The sequence below is a fragment of the Nitrobacter sp. TKz-YC02 genome (assembly GCF_049852135.1).
GTDB lineage: Bacteria > Pseudomonadota > Alphaproteobacteria > Rhizobiales > Xanthobacteraceae > Nitrobacter > Nitrobacter vulgaris.
On sequence record NZ_CP180728.1, the window covers coordinates 492,035 to 513,009 of the forward strand.

At 58.2% G+C, this 20,975-nt stretch carries 17 protein-coding genes and 1 pseudogene; 7 read left to right on the forward strand and 11 right to left on the reverse strand.

Features of this window, described 5'->3' with window-relative positions:
* Positions 1–55 precede the first annotated feature (55 nt).
* From ACM561_RS02325 to ACM561_RS02355, 7 genes and pseudogenes are all read right to left on the reverse strand, one after another.
* Positions 56–964: a tyrosine-type recombinase/integrase gene (locus tag ACM561_RS02325; protein ID WP_425907742.1), complete on the reverse strand. Its 909-nt coding sequence runs from the start codon at positions 962–964 to the stop codon at positions 56–58.
* Positions 903–1,436 (reverse strand): hypothetical protein, encoded by a 534-nt coding sequence (locus tag ACM561_RS02330; RefSeq protein WP_425907744.1) that lies wholly within the window; start codon positions 1,434–1,436, stop codon positions 903–905. The genes ACM561_RS02325 and ACM561_RS02330 overlap by 62 nt, the downstream gene beginning before the upstream one ends.
* A 19-nt stretch (positions 1,437–1,455) precedes the next feature.
* Positions 1,456–1,633: pseudogene (locus tag ACM561_RS02335) on the reverse strand (DUF1214 domain-containing protein); the annotation flags it as partial.
* Positions 1,634–1,754: 121 nt separating this feature from the next.
* Positions 1,755–2,726, reverse strand: a complete 972-nt coding sequence (locus ACM561_RS02340) for an HAD family hydrolase (RefSeq protein ID WP_425909614.1) — start codon at positions 2,724–2,726, stop codon at positions 1,755–1,757.
* Between the two features lie 142 nt (positions 2,727–2,868).
* Positions 2,869–3,345, reverse strand: a complete 477-nt coding sequence (locus tag ACM561_RS02345) for a hypothetical protein (protein ID WP_425907746.1) — start codon at positions 3,343–3,345, stop codon at positions 2,869–2,871.
* Between the two features lie 33 nt (positions 3,346–3,378).
* A complete protein-coding gene (locus ACM561_RS02350; RefSeq protein WP_425907747.1) occupies positions 3,379–4,356 on the reverse strand; it encodes a formylglycine-generating enzyme family protein in 978 nt (325 codons plus the stop codon).
* Positions 4,357–4,899: 543 nt separating this feature from the next.
* Complete coding sequence (locus ACM561_RS02355; RefSeq protein ID WP_425907749.1) at positions 4,900–5,784, reverse strand: SphA family protein; 885 nt, start codon at positions 5,782–5,784, stop codon at positions 4,900–4,902.
* Positions 5,785–6,419: 635 nt separating this feature from the next.
* Here ACM561_RS02355 and ACM561_RS02360 point away from each other — a divergent pair.
* From ACM561_RS02360 to ACM561_RS02370, 3 genes are all read left to right on the forward strand, one after another.
* Positions 6,420–6,917 (forward strand): sigma-70 family RNA polymerase sigma factor, encoded by a 498-nt coding sequence (locus tag ACM561_RS02360; RefSeq protein ID WP_425907751.1) that lies wholly within the window; start codon positions 6,420–6,422, stop codon positions 6,915–6,917.
* Positions 6,918–7,021: 104 nt separating this feature from the next.
* Positions 7,022–7,984 carry a FecR family protein gene (locus tag ACM561_RS02365; RefSeq protein ID WP_425907753.1) on the forward strand — a complete coding sequence of 321 codons (963 nt, stop codon included), beginning with the start codon at positions 7,022–7,024 and terminating at the stop codon, positions 7,982–7,984.
* A gap of 173 nt (positions 7,985–8,157) precedes the next feature.
* Positions 8,158–10,566 carry a TonB-dependent siderophore receptor gene (locus tag ACM561_RS02370; RefSeq protein ID WP_425907754.1) on the forward strand — a complete coding sequence of 803 codons (2,409 nt, stop codon included), beginning with the start codon at positions 8,158–8,160 and terminating at the stop codon, positions 10,564–10,566.
* 153 nt (positions 10,567–10,719) lie between these two features.
* Here the strand turns inward: ACM561_RS02370 and ACM561_RS02375 are convergent, their stop codons facing one another.
* Positions 10,720–12,777, reverse strand: a complete 2,058-nt coding sequence (locus tag ACM561_RS02375) for a hypothetical protein (RefSeq protein WP_425907756.1) — start codon at positions 12,775–12,777, stop codon at positions 10,720–10,722.
* 1,088 nt (positions 12,778–13,865) lie between these two features.
* Here ACM561_RS02375 and ACM561_RS02380 point away from each other — a divergent pair.
* The 3 genes from ACM561_RS02380 (at position 13,866) to ACM561_RS02390 (ending at position 15,672) form a co-directional block, all read left to right on the forward strand.
* Positions 13,866–14,066, forward strand: a complete 201-nt coding sequence (locus tag ACM561_RS02380; RefSeq protein ID WP_425907758.1) for a hypothetical protein — start codon at positions 13,866–13,868, stop codon at positions 14,064–14,066.
* Between the two features lie 1,046 nt (positions 14,067–15,112).
* Complete coding sequence (locus tag ACM561_RS02385; protein WP_425907759.1) at positions 15,113–15,313, forward strand: hypothetical protein; 201 nt, start codon at positions 15,113–15,115, stop codon at positions 15,311–15,313.
* A 41-nt stretch (positions 15,314–15,354) separates the two neighbouring features.
* On the forward strand, positions 15,355–15,672 hold the full coding sequence (locus ACM561_RS02390) for a hypothetical protein (protein ID WP_425907760.1): 318 nt from the start codon (positions 15,355–15,357) through the stop codon (positions 15,670–15,672).
* A 109-nt stretch (positions 15,673–15,781) separates the two neighbouring features.
* Here the strand turns inward: ACM561_RS02390 and ACM561_RS02395 are convergent, their stop codons facing one another.
* The 3 genes from ACM561_RS02395 to ACM561_RS02405 all read right to left on the reverse strand — a co-directional run bounded on the left by ACM561_RS02395 (position 15,782) and on the right by ACM561_RS02405 (position 17,991).
* The gene (locus tag ACM561_RS02395) at positions 15,782–15,913 is read right to left on the reverse strand and encodes a hypothetical protein (protein WP_425907762.1); all 132 of its coding nucleotides are present in this window, start codon (positions 15,911–15,913) and stop codon (positions 15,782–15,784) included.
* Between the two features lie 221 nt (positions 15,914–16,134).
* The gene (locus tag ACM561_RS02400; protein WP_425905502.1) at positions 16,135–17,691 is read right to left on the reverse strand and encodes an ISL3 family transposase; all 1,557 of its coding nucleotides are present in this window, start codon (positions 17,689–17,691) and stop codon (positions 16,135–16,137) included.
* Between the two features lie 57 nt (positions 17,692–17,748).
* Entirely contained in the window at positions 17,749–17,991 is a 243-nt protein-coding gene (locus ACM561_RS02405; RefSeq protein WP_425907764.1) for a hypothetical protein, read from the reverse strand.
* A gap of 446 nt (positions 17,992–18,437) precedes the next feature.
* Here ACM561_RS02405 and ACM561_RS02410 point away from each other — a divergent pair, with 446 nt between their 5' ends.
* Positions 18,438–20,951: a patatin-like phospholipase family protein gene (locus ACM561_RS02410; protein WP_425907766.1), complete on the forward strand. Its 2,514-nt coding sequence runs from the start codon at positions 18,438–18,440 to the stop codon at positions 20,949–20,951.
* Positions 20,952–20,975: the final 24 nt, after the last annotated feature.

Sequence of the window (20,975 nt, forward strand, 5' to 3'; positions counted from 1 at the left end):
TGATACCATCATCAGCAATCATTTCAGAAGCAGGCCGCTTAAACCGCGAAGTTTTTCATTTCAACTTCCGCATTGCCGCATCCGCCGACTTCCCACGGTTTGCCGCCTTTGTATAACGATCCACTTCTTTTATGCTTTGGTGGCCTGTCACCGCCATGATCTCGTGCGGCGTCGCGCCGGCCTCGGCGAGTGCCGCCGAAGTCGCTTTTCGAACGCCGTGCGCCGAGCAATGCGGAAGGTCGGCCTGTCGGCACCAATCCTTGAACTTGTTTCCGAATCCGTTCGCTGTGAACGGCTTACCGAATTCCGTGAGTAAGAACGTCATGTTTTTACTCACCTGCGCCGCCGCGATGCTGTCGGCAAGCGCCGGGTGCAATGGGATATCGATGTCTATAGGATTGCGGTGCTCGTTCTTTGCTTGGCGGAAGCGCACGCGGCCGGCGCGTACATGTTGCCGGCCAAGGCGCGGCGCATCCTCGCGCCGGCCCGTCGTGTAGCGGAGCAAATCGAGCGCGAGTCGCGCTTTTGTTCCGATCTGGTGCCGCTTGTAGTACTGTTGAATCTCGTCGTCGGTCCAAGTGTGGTGCCCGTCCGATCGATATTTCAATTTTTTCACACCGATCATCGGATTGACCGTCGTTTCCTCGGCCTCGTTGGCCCAAGAGAATAAAGATCGCAGAGCTTTCATAAGCTGATTTGCGGCGGCCGGAGTAGCCTCCTTTGCATCGCGAAGTCTACGCACATGGCGAGCCTGCATCATCGCGACGGGTTTAGCTCCATGTTCGCCCGCAACCTCGTCGAGCGCCCGCCGCTGCCAACTGCGCGTTTTGATATCCAACGCCTTGTAGGGCGTGCTTGCATAGTAGCGGATGCAGAGATAGCGAAACGAACCCTTTTTAGACTCATTGGCCTGCCGCAAAGGCGCGTCGGCAGAGGTCGCGATCGCCGCCTGATATTCTTCCATAAATTCGGGGGTGCCAGGCAAAGCACGAATACGTACCTTTCGCTTTCCGGGTGCGCGAACGTAACACCGCACATTGCCGTGCGGATCGACATCCTCGGAAACATACTTGAGAGGGACACGCATGTTCGGTGATGGATTCAATCCCATGGATTTTCCCCGCCATCGTCGAATGCATCGAAGGCGTATCCTTGAAGGCCTGCCGCCGGTTGAAGATGTTGACCAGCGGCCACGCCCAGAAATAGGCATCGCGCGCCACCATCGCCGCATAGGCCTCGGTGATCGTCACGCTGGTGTCCGGCCCGGGCGGCTGCGCGCGCGCCCATTCCGGTGAAGGAGGTAGCGGCTGCGGATTGAGCGACGACCTCTCGGCGCGTGCGCGCGATACGGTAGTGCTGGCAACGCTCGAAGTGATTGCAAGCGTCGGTCCGGCAAGCAATATCTTCCTGCGATCAGGATGTGCGTTCGTGGTCATGGTGGATTCTCCAGATTGTTTACTGCGCGGCAATCTTCTCGACATCCGGCAGCACTCATTATCTTTTCGAAGAATTCCGGTTTCGGCCCGTAGAAGCGGGCCATCAACTCGAACTTGCGTGATGGATCGGTCGACACCCAGTTCGCGTCCTTGCCGGCTGGAGCGTGCGGTCCGAAATAAACATCGATAGAACCGTCGTGCGCGATGATTCCGAACGTCAGGAATACTTCAAGGATGAAGAGGCCGAGGCCCCATTTGGCAAAGTGCGTGCCGATGATCATGACCTCATTTCCTGCAGCCCGCGACTTGCATTGCTGGCTACGGCTCGAATGCGAAAACCTTGTTCCAGTCCTGCTTCATATCGACGACAGTCCAGCCTTTGGCCTTCGCCTCCTCCCAAGCCTCGTCGAGCTGCCCGACCTTCGACGGGTGGTCGTAGGCATATTCACGCGCCGCATCGGTGTGGTGCACGATCCCGGCAAAGCGCGCCCCGCTTCCCGCCATGGTCCATTGCAGCATCTGATGGTCGCCGTCCGAATTACCGAAGGCGAGAATCGGGCGCCGGCCGATCATCATGTTGATCCCGACGGGCTTGCCCGGCCCATCGTCGATGAATTGGATCTTGGCCGTCTTCAGCAACGACGGCTTGCCCGCGGTGTCTAACTGATATTTTGTGACGCCGGACGAGCCGACCACTTGCTCGGGCGGAATGCCGTAGGCCTTTTCCGCCCACACCCGCATGAACTCGACGCCGCCACCCGACACGATAAACGTCTTGAAGCCGTTGGTTCGCAGATAGGCCAGCAGTTCGACCATCGGCTGATAGACGAGCTCGTTATAGGGTCTGTTGAAGCGGGGATGTTTCGCGGTTGCGAGCCAGTCGGCGACCGACTTTGCGAATTCATCCGTCGTCATGCCGCTATGCGCCGCGGTCACCAGCGTCAGCAGGCCTTTCTCGCCTTGCTCGGCGAGCGCCTTCTTGTCACCGGAGAGGAACGCCTTGAACGGCTGCCGGCCTTTCCATTCCGGATGATGTGGCGCCATCGCCTTGACGCGGTCGAGCGCGAAGGCGGCTTGAAAATAGATCGGCTGCTCGCACCATAACGTGCCGTCATTGTCGAAAACGGCGATACGCTCGGCCGGAGGTACGAAATCCGCGCCGCCTGGTGTCGAGACCCGCGCGACGAAATCGGTGATTGATGTCCTGACCGCGCCGCTATTCCAGGACGGCAGCGGGTCATTCTGTGCGAGGGCGTTGGAATACGGAAGGATGACGCAACAGAACCCCATCAGAACAACGAAGACGGCGCTCCGAACGACGGTCGCAAGGGACGCAACCATAGCAGTCCTCACACAGGTTTGAGAGGGAAGAGGTTGAACCAATCCGGCTCGCTCGTGGACGAGCCGGATGACGCGCGGTGTGGCGACGCGCCTATTTGACCCCGCGTTGCTGAATTTGCTCGTCGATTATCCTGTTCAACCCGCCGCGAATGCGGTCGAGGTCGAAGTTCTTCTTGAACGACTCCCTGCGTTTGATGCCATCCATCTCGCTTTCCAGGATGTTCGCTGGATTGACGCTCGGCGGGAATGAGCGCGGCGGAAAGTCCTTGAACGACGCCGCAAACTGAAAAACCTCATCCATGACGCCGTACATGAAGCCGACGTGATCGAGTTGCCAATCCCAGAAGGTGTTGGATGTGAAGTCTGCGCGCTCGAATGGGTCCTGAAACAGGTTGAAGATTTTTTGCAATCGAAGCGTCGTGAACGGTTCGGTCCACAGACCCATGGTGCCTTGCATGCGTTGCTCAGAGAACGAGCCCAGCAGGATATTCCGGCGACTGAGAGCGTGATTGTCGGCCTTGTTCGATGGAGCTGCGGGTTTGTCTTGGTCGTTCGTACTGCTCGTCATTGCACACTCCGTTCTTCACGAGGAAGTTGAAGGTCATTGCGAAGCGAGTTTCCTTGTCACACAGCGAAATCCGACATGGCTGGTCGACGTATCGACCGGTTCGGCGTGACGCGCGGCCGGACGGTAGCGGCGGCAATAGTTCGGCGCGCAGAGGTGCGAGCCGCCTTTGAGGACTTTGCGAGGGATTTTGATGCTTGGCTGGCAGGGATCGTAACTCGCGTCCTCTCTGCCGCCGCGCGGGTTCGCGGGGATGCAGCATGCCTTGGGCGCATCGGCTTCATGCTTCGTGGTGTACCAGTCACTGGTCCACTCCCACACATTACCGATCATGTCGTGCAGACCGTAACCATTCGGCGGAAACGCCGTCACCGGCGAAGTACGTTCGTAGCCGTCTTCATTCAAGTTCTGCCGCGGGAATTCGCCCTGCCAGGTGTTGGCCATGTGGTGGCCGTTCGGCGTGAATTCATTTCCCCACGCAAATTCCATCCCCTCGAGTCCGCCGCGCGCTGCAAACTCCCATTCTGCCTCGGTCGGCAGTTCCTTGCCGGCCCAAGTTGCATAAGCCAGCGCGTCGGCATAAGCGACGTGGACCACCGGATGATGGTCCTGCACGTTGATGTTGCTCTTCGGTCCATAAGGATGCCGCCAGTCGGCGCCCTTCATGAACGTCCACCACTGGCTCCAGTCGCGGAGATTGGCTAGGCGCGCGGGTGGACAGAAAACAAGCGATCCCGCGTAAATCATCTCTGGGCGAGCGCCTGGATAGTCCTTGGGATCCGGCGGCACCTCCGCGACGGTGACATGGCCGGTCGCTTTCACAAACTGTTTGAACTGCCGGTTCGTGACAGTTGTTTTGTCGATCCAGAAGCCATCAACCGTCACGCGATGGCTGGGCGCTTCTTCGGGATAGTGACGGTCGGAGCCCATGCGGAACGTGCCGCCGGGAAGCCAGACCATCTCATTCAATGACGCGCTGGCTCGCCCGGGTTTCTGAACATCGGCCTGCGCCATGGTGTTGCCCCCGCTGCTCCAAGGTTATCGGGGGCAACAATCCCAGAAGCGCTGCCTGCGGGAGGAGTCCGTGTAGTGCCAGCACATCCCAGGCGAGGGCGCTGCAGATGCAGGCAAAAATTTCACTGGCGAGAACGATGATAATGCAGCACGGACAACTTTAAATCCACACAGCGACATCAGGCCCACCACTTCTCGTGTTCCAGGACCACCGACGAACGGACGTGTCAGCCTTGTTGTCTTTAGTGTTCGCTGAAAGAACGTCCGCGGTCGTTTGGCAATGACTTCAAGTCAAACAGTTACAGCACAGTTTAACGTAATTCCTTAGGGATGTCATGGGTGGTTTTTGCAAACGTAGCGCGGTGCCGCACGCTCGTTAAAAATCGGCTTTCGTCCGCTTGGACGATGGGGAGAAAATTTGATGCGAGTTGTCCGCGCTGCTTCCCGGACGGCGGACAGGTACAGTATTTATTCCGACACCTGCAGCGTCATGACGTCAACGAGAGCGAAACGGTTTAGCTGCGCAGATGACGATGGGCGATGTCAGTATTTGGTTCTGATCGCGGTCGCGGAAGGCACTGAGGGTGAGCCTACGTGGATCGGGAGCGATACGGTGAGGTATCCCGCCGTTCCCTCCATGCGGTTCTGCACATCGAATTCGCGGTACACCTTGAGACGCGTTGAAATTGGAAGTTTTCCAACCTCGAAATTGTATCCAATCGTGCCACCGAGTGCCGCCACTCGGCCTCTAAAAGGACCAAGTACAGCACCCGTTCCGGTATCATCGGTGAGCTGCTGATAGTAATAGCCGACGAGTCCGATGGAGATGTCCTTGTTGAGGGATTTCGACGCTGCCCATTCGAGATGGAATTCATTGCCAGTTTTGTAGTCGGTTGCTGTGTTGGGTTGATTGAAGGTGAATCCCGCGGCCGCGGAAAGGTCGACCCCCGTAGCTGGATCAAGCCACGTCAGCGCACCGGATACGTCCACCGCCGGCCGATTGAGGGAGGCGTTTGAAAGTTGACCGGTAACATAGCTTCCGGACGGGATAATGCCTGCAACGCCAAGCTGCCAATGGAGTTTGCCAGCGTGCCAGCCGACGAACGAGTTGACGAAAATGTCGCTCATGTTGAATTCGGCATCGGTTACGTTTCGCCCGATGGGCCCGAACCGGGGAGAATTCACCAGCAGATTCGCATTGATGCGCGGTTCACCGAACGGCGTGGTGACTGAAACGGCAAGGTCGCCGCCGAGAACCTTTGCTGGCGTCACCCAGATCAGCGTCGGAAGGTTGAGCCAACTTTGCGCGCTGATGCCGGCTGTCAGCAGACCGCCAGTCGGAAGCGCACGGCCCGCGCCGATCTTGCCAGTATAGAAGTACATATCGTCCTGGAAATAGAGCCCTTCCGGTGGTGTGAAGCCGGCCATTGGGCCCTTCCCACCTAACAGATAGGCTCCGACTCCGCCTTCAGCGGCTAGGGCGGATCCGCCAAACGACAACAACATCCCGCCCGCGACCAACGTCGCTTTCAAGTCGTAGCGCATCGCCAACCCCAATACAGAGTGAGAACGATCAAACGATCACAACCGGAGATCAACTTTGGACAACTTAGGCGAATCGCTCAAAGTGCAGCAATCGATTTTTAGGATGGAGCTGCTTTAGCGATGCCACTTGGGTGTCGATAGAAGCTTGATGCAACATTCTAGTTCGAACTAGCTGTGAAATCGGAAGCAAGATTGTCGGGTGCCTTTCAGGCGGCAAATCCCTTCCGCGATTCAAGGGGCGGATCACCTTCCAGAGGGGCCAGTTCATAACTTAAGGATCAATCGCGAGCGTTTGGCTCGAGACAGTTTTTAGAATGGATATAAATCATTGCGGTTGCAGAAGAATTATGGACGCAATAACGATTGGAGGCCCATCGCGCGACGATGACGTCGTGTCGGCATCTAAACCTTGGCCTTAGCATCATGGTTCTTTTCGCTCTCGGTTCCGTGCATCTGCGGTTGCTGTCACCGGCTGAATCTGCGCGCCGACGATGCACAGGTTGGTCCGCGGGGCGCCTATGAGCTGGGATTTTCACAACCTGTTCGTCCGGCATGCTCGCGAAATCAATCGCTTCCTCCGTCGTCGCGGGCACAATGCCGAGACGGCCGCCGACATCACGCAGGATACTTTTCTACGGGTGCTGGCGTCGCCTCCTGCGGCAGTCTGCACCAAACACAATCCTCGGGCCTATCTCTATCAGGTCTCGCGTAGTCTTAGCGTCAACCATCACCGTCGGGAGAGTTTGATCCAGACGACTGATCTCGACGAGGCTGCCGCCGTCGCCGATCCTGCGCCCACGGCGGAGGCCGTCGTTTATTCGCGCCAGTGCCTCACCCAGACACGGCGAGCGCTGGCGGAGCTTCCCGAGCGCACGCGCAGGGCCTTTGAGATGCATCGGCTGGGCGAGCACACGATCCAGGAAGTCGCGGATGAGTTGAACGTGTCGGCTTCACGGGCCTGGGTTCTGATCCGGAACGCCTACCAGCATATCCTGACGCGGGTGGACGATTTCTGAGGCTTTAATTTGTCTGCTGTGTGAAATTCGACACTGCTCGTTTGTATAAGTTATGGGTAGGCGCGATGTTCGACCTGTGGTCGGCGCCTATCGAAGGGATATGAATGAGCCAGCCTGGGCTAGATCAAAATCGGCTCACGGATGAAGCGATCGACCTCGTCATCCGCTTGCAGAATGACCCGGGCAATCCGGTTGCGACCGAGATGGTGCGGGTCTGGCGTGCGCGCAGCGCCGAGCATGAGCGCATCTGGGCGCGGGTAGCCAAGGTCCACGGCGCCAGCGGCAAGGTTCTGACCCGGCGTCGCAATGCGGAACGTCGCGAAAAACTGGGATTGACGCGCCGAAATTTCGTGATCGGCGGCCTCATCGGCGTTGGAGCCGTCGGCGCCAGCTATTCCATTCTTCCCCGTGCCTTGCTTCTCAGCCGGGCCGACCATGTCACTGCAAAGGGTGAAATCCGCAGCGTCAATCTTCCGGACGGAAGCGTCGCGACGCTCGGGCCGGATAGTGCCATTGCCTTGGACTTTACGGCCCAACTGCGCCGCGTTCAGCTTCTGGCTGGCATGTCGTTCTTCGAGGTCGCATCCGATTCGCAGCGCGCCTTTACCGTTCAGGCTGCCAAGCTGACGGCGACGGCGCTAGGGACGGCCTTCGATGTTGCCAACGATGCCGGCATGCTCTCGGTCTCGGTTGATCATGGCGTCGTCGAAGCGCAGGCGCCAGGTTCGACGATCGCGGCGGGCACGAAGCTCACGGCCGGGGAGTGGGTGACGATCGACAGCGCCACCCATGCCATCGAGCGCGGATCGCGCGAAGCGAGTCAGATCGCGTCATGGCGCGACAACCTTATCGTCGCCGAGAAGGAAGCAGTCTCGGCGTTGGTGGCGCGCATCGGCCGCTGGATTCCGGGGCGGATTGTGATGGCCGATCCCTTTATCGGTTCTCAGCGGGTCAGCGGCATTTTTGATTTGAATAATCCTAAACGGGCGCTCGAGGCTGTCGTGCATCCGGCTGGCGCTCATATACGGCAGGTTTCGTCCTTCCTGACCGTGATTTCGCCCATCTAAAAATAACTTCGTGGATACGTAAAAAAATCCCGGCCCCGATTGTATCAGCTACAGGGGTTGGCGTCGTCCGAGCGTTCAGGCAACCGCAGGCCCCTTCACGAGACGAATTTGGGGTGGGACTTATGGGTTACAAGGCTCGGACGTTTTCTGGCAGGACCAACAGAAGCAGGGTGTTGGCCGCAGCGCTGATGATGAGCACGGCGATTGTCGCCGGCGTCGTGACGGACCGCGATGCTTATGCCCAGAACGCGGCGCAGGCTTCGTTCAATGTGCCGGCTGGCCCGCTCAATCGCGCACTGACGGCATTTGGTCGACAGGCCGGCCTGCAAGTGACCTATCTGACCAGCATTGGGACCGGAAAGACGTCGCCGGGTATCTCAGGTTCGGCCACGCCTGAACAAGCGCTCGCTCGCATTCTTCAGGGCACCGGCCTGAGCTACCACTTCACCAATGCCACTACGGTTGCGATCTCGCAGCAGGCAGTGAGTGGCGGTGGCGGTGGCGGTGGCGGCGGCGCCGCGCCGGCTGGCGCGATCGCCCTCGACACCATCGATGTGCAGGGTGAGAGTGCCACGGGTCCGGTTCAAGGTTACGTCGCGAACCGAAGCGTCACGGCAACCAAAACCAACACGCCGCTGATTGAGACGCCACAGTCGATCTCGGTCATAGGCGCGGAGCAGATTCGCGATCAGAAGCTGGTTTCAAAATTCGATGATACCCTGCGCTATACGCCGGGTGTCGTTGCCGGGACCTTTGGGACGGATTTTCGCGACGACTGGTTCATGATCCGTGGTTTTGACGCCCAACAGGACTCACTTTTTCTCGACGGCATGAACCTTTTCTATTTTGCGTTCGCCGGCTTTAAACTGCAGCCATTCAATATCGAGCGTGTCGAGGTGCTTCGCGGCCCGTCGGCCTCTCTCTACGGTGGATCGGCGCCGGGCGGACTGGTCAATGCCGTGAGCAAGCTGCCCCCAGGGGAGCCCATTCGCTATATCGAAGCCGGCGTCAATAATTTCGGCAACGCTTACACGCAGTTCGACTTCGGCGGTCCTGTCGAGATGCAGCCGGGCAACGGCAAGTTGCTCTACAGAGTCGTCGGCCAGGTTCAGGGCGGTGGTACGCAAACGAACTTCGTCAATAATGACAACTATTTCATTGCGCCGTCCGTGACCTGGATGCCCGATGTGGACACGCGATTGACGGTCTTCGCGATGGCGTCCCACAACCGGACCAGAGCACCGAATTTCCTGCCGTATGAAGGCACCGTGACCAATGCTCCGTTCGGCCGGATACCGACCAGCCTTTTCACCGGCGATCCCTCGGCTGACCGTTATACGCGCACCCAACAAATGGTCAGTTACCAATTCGAAAAGCATCTCACGGACAATGCGACGTTCCGCCAGAACGCGCGCGCTGCCCATGTCGAGGTGAATTACACGGGAATGTTCGGCCAAGGCTGGGCCACCACTGCGGCCGACGCTAACATTATGCGGGGTAACTTCCTTGCGGCCTCGAAAGCGACTCAGCTCAATATGGACAATCAGTTCGAGTATCGCTTCGCCACGGGCGAGTTCCAGCATACCGCGCTGATGGGTCTCAACCTCAGGCATTATGCGATCGACGACAAGCAGGGTATCGGAACCGGCACGGATCTGAACGTTCTCAATCCGGTCTATGGCGTTAACACACCCTACGACGGCCCGCTTTATCAGGATGGTTATTTGACCCAAGGTCAACTCGGCGTCTACTTGCAAGACCAGATTAAGTGGAACCGTTTCACGCTGATCTTGTCGGGCCGCAACGACTGGGTGGACTTGATTTTCAACAATCGGCTTGGGCCCAGCCCTAGCCGGAACGATAGCAAATTTACCGGCCGCGCCGGGCTGATCTACAACTTTGACAATGGTCTCGCGCCCTATGCGTCATACTCAACGAGCTATAATCCGATCATTGGCCTGAACTCCTCCGGCGGATTGCTGTTACCTGAAACCGCGGAGCAGACCGAAGTCGGCGTGAAGTATCAGCCCGTGGGCCTCAACGCGCGGTTCGGCGTCGCTTTGTTCGACTTGAAGCGCAAAAATGCCCTGACCACCGATCCCAATAACGTGTTGTTCCAGACCCAGAATGGCGAGGTGACGTCGCGCGGCCTTGAGCTGGAGGCCCTTGCCAATATTACCCGCGACTTCAAGGTGGTCGCGAGCTACACCAACTACGAGTTATTCATCAGTAAGGATCTTGATCAGACTTTGATCGGTAAGGTGCCCACTTCGAGGCCGCGCCAGGTGGCTTCGTTATGGACGGATTACACGATCCGCGAGGGCTCGCTGGATGGGCTGGGTTTCGGCGGCGGCGTGCGCTATGTCGGCTCGTCTTTTGCAGATAATATGAATACTCTTTCCGTACCGGCGGTGGTCCTCGGCGATCTGGCGGTTCACTACGAATGGGCGAACCAGTGGCGCGCGGCGGTCAACGTCGTCAACATTGCCGACACCCAGTATGTCGCAAGCTGCGGCTTTATAACGTCATGCTTCTACGGCGACCGTCGCCGCATCACGGGAAGCCTCTCCTATAAGTGGTGATGGTGACGGCCTCAAAATAAGTCAGTGCCTGCAAAGCAAACCCCCGCCGGCTTAATGCTGCGTCCACACTCACGGCGATAGGCAAGGTGAGGGATCACTCATAGCCGATATCATTATGGTGGCGATCCGGAAGACCGCCACCACCATCGCGATCTAGGTTTTCGCCGGCCAACGCCGCTCGTGGAACCAGGTGCGGTACTCCGACGACATCTTCGCGCGTTGCGCCTGCGGCGCGTGCCGCTTGCACGTGGATGCCTCCTCGCTCCCTTCCGGCGCCCCCCACCTGACCTCGACGCAGTCGTTCGGGTTATAGGCCATCTCGAAGTGCGCTGCCCGGTCGATGACCTCCTTGAGCGAAAGCGTCCATTGCGAGCCATCGCTGCGCATGTAGGATATTTTTCGCGAGGCAAGCTCGGACGCCAGCACCCCTTGCAATTCGCTTTTGAGGTCCGCGGTGCTCTTGCCGCTCGGCATCGCATAGCGCGGCGCTCGCCGAATGACGCGATCGGGAAATCCCCGCACGACATCGATCGCGATCAACAAACGGAAATCGCGCGCCGGAGTGGAGTAATCTTCCCATGCTCCCGTCGTCCCGAAGATCGAGGAGCCATTGGGCATAGCCACCTCTCCGGCGTGTTTTTGCTGATATTGTCGTCCGTTTTCGATCGCGGTCACACGCGTCTTCACCTGTTCGTTCAGACTTGCGATGGCGTCTGTCATCGCTTTCACGGGATCGAGCGGCTCCGGCGACATCACGTCATCCATGCGATCGTAAAAATCCTCGGCACTCATCTTTGTTTGATCGAGCGAAAAATCGGCGTATTCGGGATTGTTGGTGATTTCGGCGTTGACCAGCCGCCGCAACGAGCCGCCTTTGTTGCGCACGATCGGCCGAAAGTGCTTGAAGCCCGGGCTGCCCAGCGCAGGATCATGCACGAACAGGAAATTGCCGCGCCAGAAACGCTTTCGCGTGATCGAGCCGTCGGGCTCGGCATCGACGGCGAGGAAGACGCCCGGCTTGCCGTTCATCTCCATCACGCGATGCACGAGCATCAGCACGTGGCCGTAGGGGTCAGCATACATCGTGCCCGGGCGAAGCGCTTCTTGGGTCAGTGAGACAGTATAGAAATCGGTGTTGTCGTCACTCGCGCCGACGCGCGCGGCGCCCGTATGCACGACGTCGCCAACGTCCCGCAGGTATTCGCTGAACGTTGTCGGCCGTTTTGGCCGCACCTTCGGCGGAGCTGCAGGCGTTCCGGTCGACTGCGGCCGGGCAAACCCGGGCAGAAGGATGGGCGGTTGCTCGGGCAGTGGGGCATTGGTGATCGCAGCAGACGCAATTTCCTGTTCCGGAGGCGGCGGCGGACGCGTGACCTCGGGATGCTCCATGTCGAACCACTGGTAGCACTTGGGCGCTTTGCCATTGGCGCCTCGTGAGCAATTGGAGTAGCCGAACGGTAGCCCCATCTTGTAGGCGAAATAGGCGCGCAGAAAGTAGACGAAATCTGCGCAGTCGGGGCGAAGGCCCGTCCGCACATTATCTTCACCGCGGCCTAGATAATTGAACAGGAAATTGCGTGATCGGTCGTGCAGGATTTCATGCCAGACTTTCCAAGACAGATCCTGATCGGGGGGCGCGTCAAATAGCTTTTCGATCCACGCAGAGAACAAGGATTCCGTCGCGCGATCCCAGCTGTTACGCACCTTCCAAAAGGCGCCGGATGGAATAGGCAGAGGGTCTGGTTTGCGCGCGCTTACGGAGATATCGCGTGCGATCGTACTGCAGTCCGCCGTTGGGTGGTCGAGCGTCAGGGTAGCGTGCCACGTACCCGCGGCCGGGGCGGCGACCTCGGCGAACCAGAAGTACGGCGCACTGCCGCGCCGCTCAGACGAGTTGGCCGCGACGCTTCCGTCGGGCGCAACCAGCGACATCTTACCCTGGAGCGGCTTTTCGGTGACGATCATGACGCGCAGCGGCGTCCCCTTCCAAGGTGCAAACGGCGAGGGCAAGATCGAGAACCCGGTCGCCTGCTCGCACGTGCCTGGGGCCGCTTCGGCCGCCGGGTCTGTCGTCGCGAAAATGAACGCTGCTGCCGCGGCAGCGGCGAATCGGGTGGCGAGACGAATCTTGCCAACCTTCTTAGAGGAACCGGGAACTGCACTCGGTCCCGCCGATCTCGGCTGGGAATAGCGACGTTCAGGGCTTGTCATACTAAGCCTCCATGTTGCATCGCTGTCCCCCAGTGAGGTCAGCTGCCATACCCAGCCGCCGGAACTCTCAAAACGGACGGTTCGCCCGCCAACGGCTGAGACAGATTGTCAGGCAAAACACCGTAGATGTGGCGAAAATCGGCGCGACGCGCGACTTTCTCAAAGGTTATCGCCGAACGGTCACGCAGAGGTCAGTGTTGAATGCAGGCTGGCTCGGGTCAGAAACAGAGAATCTGAAATATAGCAATAAGACCAGTTGGTTACGAAACTGGCGGAGAGGGAGGCCAAATCTATAGGTATCGCCCTCATTCACATACGTTCGCTGACGTTCAAGAAACACTGCGTTACAGGCGCAAGCTGTGCGTCGGAGTTCTCGCGCATTCGTCCCAATTCGCGTGCAGTCTTTGCGTAAATATGGGCCGGCGTATGGACGAAAACGTTCGGCGGAAGATTGGGGCTAGTTGGAAGTATTCCTACTCGCTAGTTGATGCGAAAGCCTCTTCGGCTCCATCCAGACGCTTACGGCGCAGGCTTCGAGGGCGGTCTTCTAACCGGCCGCGAACGAAGCCGCGGCATCGTCCTCGTCAAAAGGCGTGTCGCTGCAGCGTCGCTCCCGCTGCGGCGAATCCAGGGTTGAGGCTTGTCGCGCAACTGGGGCACGGTGCGGAAATACGCAAGCGACCAAGTTCTGTGCAAGTCGCCGCCGTGAAGCAGGCGCAGCACCTCGCTGAGTACCGCGTCGCAGCAACCCCCATGAACGGGGCACCAACGGCCTTGCCCGCCGACACGGCGTTGGTCGCCGGGTTGGTGGTGGTCAATGGGTTGTCAGCAAGGTCGCGCCGGCAATGCTTCTGGATGGCGATGATGTGGTGTTGACTGCGCATAAGGCAGGAAACCGATCCAACAACTGCGTGGCCCCTACTTCAGAAGAGATGGGCTGGAAGGGCTGCTCGAGAATCGCGGAAACCTTGTGCAATCTGGAACCCCGCGGCAAACCCAATCTTAAAGGTGGAGGCCTTGTGAACGGCGCCCATGGATTTTACCTCCAGAGAATGAGCTAAGATTTGCCGGAATACGGAGGATTGCTGATGGCTGGAACACGGACTCTCTCAGAGATTGATGCCCGGATCGGCATCATCCGGGACAATATCCGGCAATTGATCGAACAGGCGACAGCGACGTCAGGAGCCGAAAGCGAAGCCTTGGTGTCAGATAGGATCGCTCAACAAACGGAAGAACTGGAGCGACTCACCCACGAGCGGGACGCGCTTGCGAAGAAAACGAGCTGACAGGCGCGTCCTTTTCAAGGTACGAACGGAACGTACTGATTTATAATCACTTCTGACGCTGTATGGCGGAGAGGGAGACCAAATCTATAGGTATCGCCCTCGTTCACATCCGTTCGCTGACGTTCAAGAAACACCCGCGTTACAGGCGCAAACTGTGCGTCGGAGTTCTCGCGCATTCGTTCTAATCCGCGTGAAGTCTTTGCGCAAATATGGGCCGGCGTATGGGCGAAAACGTTCGGCGGAAGATTGGGGCTAGTTGGAAGTATTCCTATCGCTAGTTGATGCGAAAGCCTCTTCGGCTCCATCCAGACGCTCACGACGCAGGCTTCGAAGGCGGTCTTCTAAGGACCGCGAACGAAGCCGCAGCGTCGCTCCCGCTACGGCGAATCCAGGGTTGAGGCTTGGAAAGTCGCGCAACTGGGGCATGGTGCGAAAATACGCAAGGTCGACCAAGTTCCAGCCTGTGCAAGTCGCCGCCGTGAAGCAGGCGCAGCACCTCGCTGAGTACCGCGTCGCAGCAACCCCCATGAACGGGGCGCCAATGGCCTTGCCCGCCGACAGGGTCACGCCGCAACGGTCGAGAGAGCCTTCGTCTTCCGATAGGCCGCGGCATCTGCTGCCATCTTGACGGCTTTGCCTTCCTCCTTCCACAGGCGCTTGCTGGCATTTCACCGGGCAATGTGTGGATCAACAGGCTCAGGAAATCCTGATGACCGCGGCCAGGCACGATACGCAACTGGTGCATCGAACACGGCGTTGGTCGCCGGGTTGGTGGTGGTCAATGGGTTGTCAGCAAGGTTGCGCGATGTTTCTGGATGGCGATGATGTGTTGACTGCGCATAAGGAAGGAAACCGATCCAACAACTGCGTGGTCCCCTACTTCAGAAGAGAGGGACTGGAAGGGCTGCTCGAGAATCGCGGAAACCTTGTGCAATCTGGAACCACGCGGCAAACCTAATTTTGAAGGTGGAGGCCTTGTGAACCGCGCCCATGAATTTTACGTCCAAAGGATGAGCTAAGATTTGCCGGAATACGGAGGATTGCTGATGGCTGGAACACGGACTCTCTCAGAGATTGATGCCCGGATCGGCATCATCCGGGACAATATCCGGCAATTGATCGAACAGGCGACAGCGACGTCAGGAGCTGAAAGCGAAGCCTTGGTGTCAGATAGGATCGCTCAACAAACGGAAGAACTGGAGCGACTCACCCACGAGCGGGACGCGCTTGCGAAGAACGCGAGCTGACCGGCGCCTCCTTCCGCGACTGCTAACTCAAGGGCCACTAGATGCCAGACCCAGATCCTCTCGAATCTGTTGCCGCGTCCGAATTGGTTTCGTCATCGCTGCTTGCCGCGCTAATCCCAGCGCTGGTCAATCGCGGCGTCCTGACTCAGCAAGACGCCACGGAGATTTATGAAAACGCCCTGATGTTGCTTGAAATGCAACAGGGTGCCGATCCTGCTGTGCAACATGTCTACGAAACAGCTCGTGAGTTGATCGAAGCGCATTTGCCGGTGGGGCTCCCTTGCCGGCGGGTTTTTGTCACGAGTCGCCGCCAACCATATCTCTCAAGCCCATCAGACATTCCACTTTCTCAGGACTGAGGTGGCAGGCATCGGCGCGCCTCGTACTGTGATCCGCATGACATCAGCATGCGGACTCGCTATGGAATAGCACACCAAGCTTCTGCAGTTTCGCGCGCCCGAACCGATCTCAGAAGCGATAGACCTTGCGGCGCGGCGAGAACTTCAAACCAAATCTGAATACGTCCGCCGCTCTGTTATCGACCGCCTTCGCGCCGGCGGTGTCGATCCGTCGTGTCTGGTTGCCGATACCGTATGCCACGGCCGCCCATCTCGCGGTCACTAAACCGGCGAGGGTGACGGCCCTTGCCCGTGTACTCCATTTTTTGCCGACTTGAGCAGCTCGAACCCGGCGGTCAGCAGCTGATGCGCCAGGGTACGGGTTGGTACTCATTGGTACTCAATCGCCTTGTGGACGACACTTGATTGTCATTCGGCATGCAAAATTGGCTCTGACGCAACTTCGATGACGGCTTACCGCAACTAGGTCGCGCCTATCAGCCGAGCTTGCAGGAGGTCGATTTTCGCCCGCCCATACATCTGGCGTTTTACGAGCTTTAGTTTCGTGATCTGCCCTTCTGTCTGGCCATTGGACCAAGGCTCGGAGATGGCAGCACGGACGGCGGCCTTGTCCCTGATGATGCCACTCGCAAAAGAGCCGATCAGGCTCAAGCTGGCGGTGGCGATCCATGGATCGAGATCAGCGACGAGCTTCTTGCGCACCATGGTCTGGAAGCTTTCGACGAGCATGCGGGCTTCGACGAGTGTGGGAACGCGCGCCTCGATAGCAGCGATGGTGACCGTATCTGCTTTGCTGAGATTGTCACGCGCCGTGGTCATCAATCGTGAGATTGTTCTCGCGGATGGCACTTTTTGCAGTTGTTGATTGATCGCCTTCTCGGCCCGTCGTCGCCGTGCCGTCCACTCACTGACGACACGCAAGGAGCCTTGGAAGCCTTGCCTTTGCAAACGACGCCAGAGCTCTGCGCCGTTACGGCAGCCCTCGTTCCATTGCGCATCCAGAAAGGGCAAGTGGGCATCGAGCGTGCTCTGCCGTGTCCGGAAGACATCCGTACTCTCGCCGCGACTGACTTGGCGAACGAGTTTACGGCTGTGTCCTGTTCGACGGACGATCTCCTTGAGTGGCACTGCGTCTCCGACGCGCGCCATGATCGCGGCATTCGTCCGCTTGCGTCGGAGATACCCTTCATACTGCAGCCGTTCCGCGCAAGTGAGCAGTTTTGGATTGATCGTCGTCGCACCGATGGAGGTGCGGATCACCTGCATGGAACGGCGCACCGCGTTGAGGAAGGCCGCGCTTGCGTTCTCCATCAGGTGCCAACGGTCCGCGACCTGGACCGCGTCCGGCAGCGCCTTTGCCGCGGCCTCACCGTAGCCGCCGCCACGGTCGCGCGATACGACCCTGATCTCCGGATGGTCGGAAAGCCAAGCCCGCACCGTTGCAATCTCGCGATCTGGAAGCAGGGTTACGATCCGCCGTCTCTCCAGATCGCACACGATTGTTCCGTAGCGATGGTTCTTGCGAAAAGCCCAGTCGTCAATGCCGGCGACGATCAGAGGCTCCATTCGCGGGCGCGTTCGTCGCCTAACAACCCGCAGCAGAGTATCGTTGCTCACCGGCAGCATCAGTCGCTTGGCAAAGCTCGCTGCCGGCCTGCCGCCGAGTGCCAGCCCCAGATGGTGGACGATGCATTCCAGCCGTGCCGTCCGGCGCGACCGGGTCGGGAGAACGTCGTCCCCGAACCGTTCAGCGAAAATCCGCCGCCGACAACGAGGTAGTTCGCAAACAAACCGTCGCGTGATCACGCGGAGGCGTATTTGCTTGCCTGCACATGGCAAATCCGCGACCTGTCTGTCGTATCGGCTATGGATTCGGCGCGATCTCGCCCCGCATAATGGACACTCGGCCACGTCGCTTTCGGATCGGACGGCTAAAATAATCGAGTCAGATGAATCGCTTACGCTCTCGATAACCAACCCGCTCGGGACAAGCGACGAAATTCGAATACCGGCTCGCATGGCGCTGTTCCCCCGTTGAAGAACCGCAAGCTCGGCAGAAAAATCATCAGATGTGAGTCAGAGCCAAATTTGCGAGCCGATTGACAATACGTCTTCCTTGCGTCCGACGAGTCCGACATTGAGAGCATCGCCCGGGATGCCGTCGGCGTTTCGAGTCACCATAGGCAAGAAGGCAAGGCCAGGCTCGTGCTCGTGATGGGTCCACAAGGCGGGCAGCACGATATAGGCGGGTATCAGGTAGGCTACGAGTACGCCGCTGACCAAAGCAATCCAACGTCGCCGCCATGCAATCTGTTTCATGCTTGAACGCAATAGATTACCTGAGAAAATTGAACTACGGCCCTCCTGAGGTCTGATGCAGACTAGAACCTCTGCTATTTGCTCTCACGGTTGAACTTACCGTTGACCAGCTGCTCTCTTTTGATCGCTTTCGGACATTGACTGGCGCTGCCCGTCGGCCTCCCGCTGCCAGCTCAGTATCTAACGAACGGGCGCGCTTCGCCGGCGGCGAGCGACCGATACGCAAAGGCAAGCAGTGATTTTCGCCGAGGGCACTCAAGGAATTGATGATATTTGGTCCATTTTATCATCAGTTTGTATAAGCCATTAACTCACCAACATGATTCCTTCGAACCTTCCTACCTAGCTATTGCAGCTGATTTCAAAAATGCGCCTAGGTGAAGTTCTATAATTGGCTGGGCCCCGCTCCTTAAGTCACCGAACCGGTGCAGCTCATGGGGGTTAACGTGAGTGACCAAAAATCCAATGTTTTTCCAAGGTTTGCTCCCGGTACTGTGACGCACCTTGTCACCAACTTCGCGGAAGTTTATGGGGCCGAATACGCCGATATCAGACAGGCACCGCGCGCGACTAGGTCGCCGAGCGCTCAGGACGGCATGATCGGGTTGGCTCTTTCCGGTGGGGGAATCCGTTCTGCTTCGTTCTGCCTAGGTGTCTTGCAAGCTCTCAATGCCGAAGGCGTCCTGAAGAAGTTCAACTATCTTTCGACGGTGTCGGGCGGCGGCTACATTGGGACTTCAATGACAGTCTCGATGTCTGCGGCCGAGATCGAAGAGAGGGAGAAAGCGCCGGCGTCCGCCGTGCAGCCAGAAGCTCACGACCGGGCGGCTTGGAGATTTCCGTTTGGCAAGACCGGAGAGGAGATCGGAGAGACCGACGAGACGCGGCATTTGAGAGATCGCTCGAGATATCTGCTGCAAAATGGAATTGCCTCCGCTTTATCCGCTCTGGTGATTTACCTCCGCGGAATCGCAATGAATGTGCTCATTGTGTTTCCATTTTTGCTTTTGGGTGCCGCATTTTTCGCGCTCTGCAAACCGGATACACACGCGCTCGTGAGCCCTCCTTCATGGCTGTCGTGGCTGCCCAAGGGCGTACTTGAAAGTGGATGGCCGCTGACGATTTGCGCGAGCGGAGCATTTGCCGTTTTCCTGATAGTCTATGCGGTTGCGGTATCAATCGTACCCATTCTTCGCAAATCCGTCCGTCAAAATATTGCGAAGGGAGCAACGATCGTTCTCCTACTCTGTATAGTCCCCGTTCTGCTCGAAATTCATTTTGCTCTCCTCCGGCTTATGTTCAAGCCTGAGCATATGGGCATAGTGTCGAACGCCGCGGGTCCTACTGCCGAAACTACCACGTGGTTCTCCGATGTTCCTCGGCTCGTGGGACTCATAACGCCGGTGGTAATTGCCGTGATGCCGTTCCTAAAGCGTATATCGGAGAAGGCCGTCAAAGCGGCAACGACATCGCTTTCGGATGCGGCATCAAAATGGACGAGCAGAATTGTCCTGATCGTCGTCGCGGCAGTCATTCCGCTTCTTCTATGGCTCGTCACCCTTCAACTCGCCTATTGGGCGATCGGTATCAGTTCATGCGAAACGCAGGGTACTGCCGGATGCAATGGGCCTTGGGGTAGCGTTTCGTGGGACCAATCGCCTCCGATCCTCAATTGGCTTTTTCAGCGGGTAAACACATTTGTCCCTATCTACGGCGCGAGCGCTGCCTATGCGATGCTAGCCGTCCTTCAACTGGTTCTATGGCCGCTCATTAACGTCAATTCTAACTCCCTCCATCAACTCTACCGGGATAGATTGGGGGGCGCCTTTCTTTTTCGGAGGCGCAGCGTAGATGGCGTACTGGAGGAGGCAGATAGATTTCCGCTCTCTCAACTCGTGTCAGAAGCGTCGCCTTATCTTCTCGTCAATGTCGCCTTGAATGTTCCCGGATCAAGCTTTGCCAATCGCAGAGGCAGAAACGCCGATTTCTTTCTGTTCAGCAAGCGGTTTGTCGGCAGTGAACTGACCGGATATGTCGATACCAGACTGGCCGAGGCCGCCATGGATGGGCTGAACGCCGGCACCGCGATGGCCATATCGGGCGCGGCAGCCGCCCCGAACATGGGTATCGCCTCGATGCGCCCTCTTTCCGCGACAATAGCACTGCTCAACGTAAGACTCGGACGGTGGATGCTGCACCCCTATGACATCGTAAAGTACGCAAGAACAAGCGGGCTTGCGCAATGGTGGCGCGGCCGCCCCGGCCCCACGCGTCTTCTGAGTGAGGCATTCTTCAAGTCGGGAGCGGACGTTGCGGAGCTGAACAAGAACGGCGGGAAGGATGCCGGTTTTGTGTTCCTCACTGATGGCGGTCACATAGAGAACCTTGGAGTATACGAACTCTTGCGCCGGCGCTGCTCAGTGATCGTGGCCGTCGACGCGGAAGCGGATCCGGACTACAACTTTTCGTCCCTGGTGCAGCTTGAACGCTTTGCCCGCATCGATCTCGGTACCCGCATAGTGCTCAACTGGCAGCCGATCCGCGAGCAGTCACGTTCGGTGTCGAAGAGCCTTGCCGCAGGTGAAAGGTCCTCGCAGGCAGGTCCGCACGTCGCCATCGGCCTTATCGATTACCCTCCCTCGGTGCAGGGCGGGCCTAGGGAGGAAGGAGTATTCGTCTATATCAAGTCATCGATGAGCGGCGACGAGAACGACTACATCTTCGATTATAAAAGAAGAAATCCGGAGTTCCCCCAAGAGTCGACAATGGAGCAACTGTTTTCCGAAGAACAATTGGAGGCCTACAGGGCGTTAGGCGAGCACGTTACCCGGAGATTTTGCCGCGGCGAAGATGATGCGAGTCTCGTGACTGCGCATGCGCGATTGCTTGTAAGTCACGCGATGCAGATCTTTCCTAGTATGCGGCCCGCGCTGGAGGGGGAAGGGATGGGCGCTGCTTGATCACTCATTGGCATCACAGCCGGT

Coding starts and splice junctions, on each gene's coding strand:
- ACM561_RS02325 (WP_425907742.1), bottom strand. CDS start 964: ATGGAAGAATATCAGGCGGCGATCGCGACCTCTGCCGACGCGCCTTTG.
- ACM561_RS02330 (WP_425907744.1), bottom strand. CDS start 1,436: ATGACCACGAACGCACATCCTGATCGCAGGAAGATATTGCTTGCCGGA.
- ACM561_RS02340 (WP_425909614.1), bottom strand. CDS start 2,726: ATGGGGTTCTGTTGCGTCATCCTTCCGTATTCCAACGCCCTCGCACAG.
- ACM561_RS02345 (WP_425907746.1), bottom strand. CDS start 3,345: ATGACGAGCAGTACGAACGACCAAGACAAACCCGCAGCTCCATCGAAC.
- ACM561_RS02350 (WP_425907747.1), bottom strand. CDS start 4,356: ATGGCGCAGGCCGATGTTCAGAAACCCGGGCGAGCCAGCGCGTCATTG.
- ACM561_RS02355 (WP_425907749.1), bottom strand. CDS start 5,784: ATGGCCGGCTTCACACCACCGGAAGGGCTCTATTTCCAGGACGATATG.
- ACM561_RS02360 (WP_425907751.1), top strand. CDS start 6,420: ATGAGCTGGGATTTTCACAACCTGTTCGTCCGGCATGCTCGCGAAATC.
- ACM561_RS02365 (WP_425907753.1), top strand. CDS start 7,022: ATGAGCCAGCCTGGGCTAGATCAAAATCGGCTCACGGATGAAGCGATC.
- ACM561_RS02375 (WP_425907756.1), bottom strand. CDS start 12,777: ATGACAAGCCCTGAACGTCGCTATTCCCAGCCGAGATCGGCGGGACCG.
- ACM561_RS02380 (WP_425907758.1), top strand. CDS start 13,866: ATGGCTGGAACACGGACTCTCTCAGAGATTGATGCCCGGATCGGCATC.
- ACM561_RS02385 (WP_425907759.1), top strand. CDS start 15,113: ATGGCTGGAACACGGACTCTCTCAGAGATTGATGCCCGGATCGGCATC.
- ACM561_RS02390 (WP_425907760.1), top strand. CDS start 15,355: ATGCCAGACCCAGATCCTCTCGAATCTGTTGCCGCGTCCGAATTGGTT.
- ACM561_RS02400 (WP_425905502.1), bottom strand. CDS start 17,691: ATGCGAGCCGGTATTCGAATTTCGTCGCTTGTCCCGAGCGGGTTGGTT.
- ACM561_RS02405 (WP_425907764.1), bottom strand. CDS start 17,991: ATGAAACAGATTGCATGGCGGCGACGTTGGATTGCTTTGGTCAGCGGC.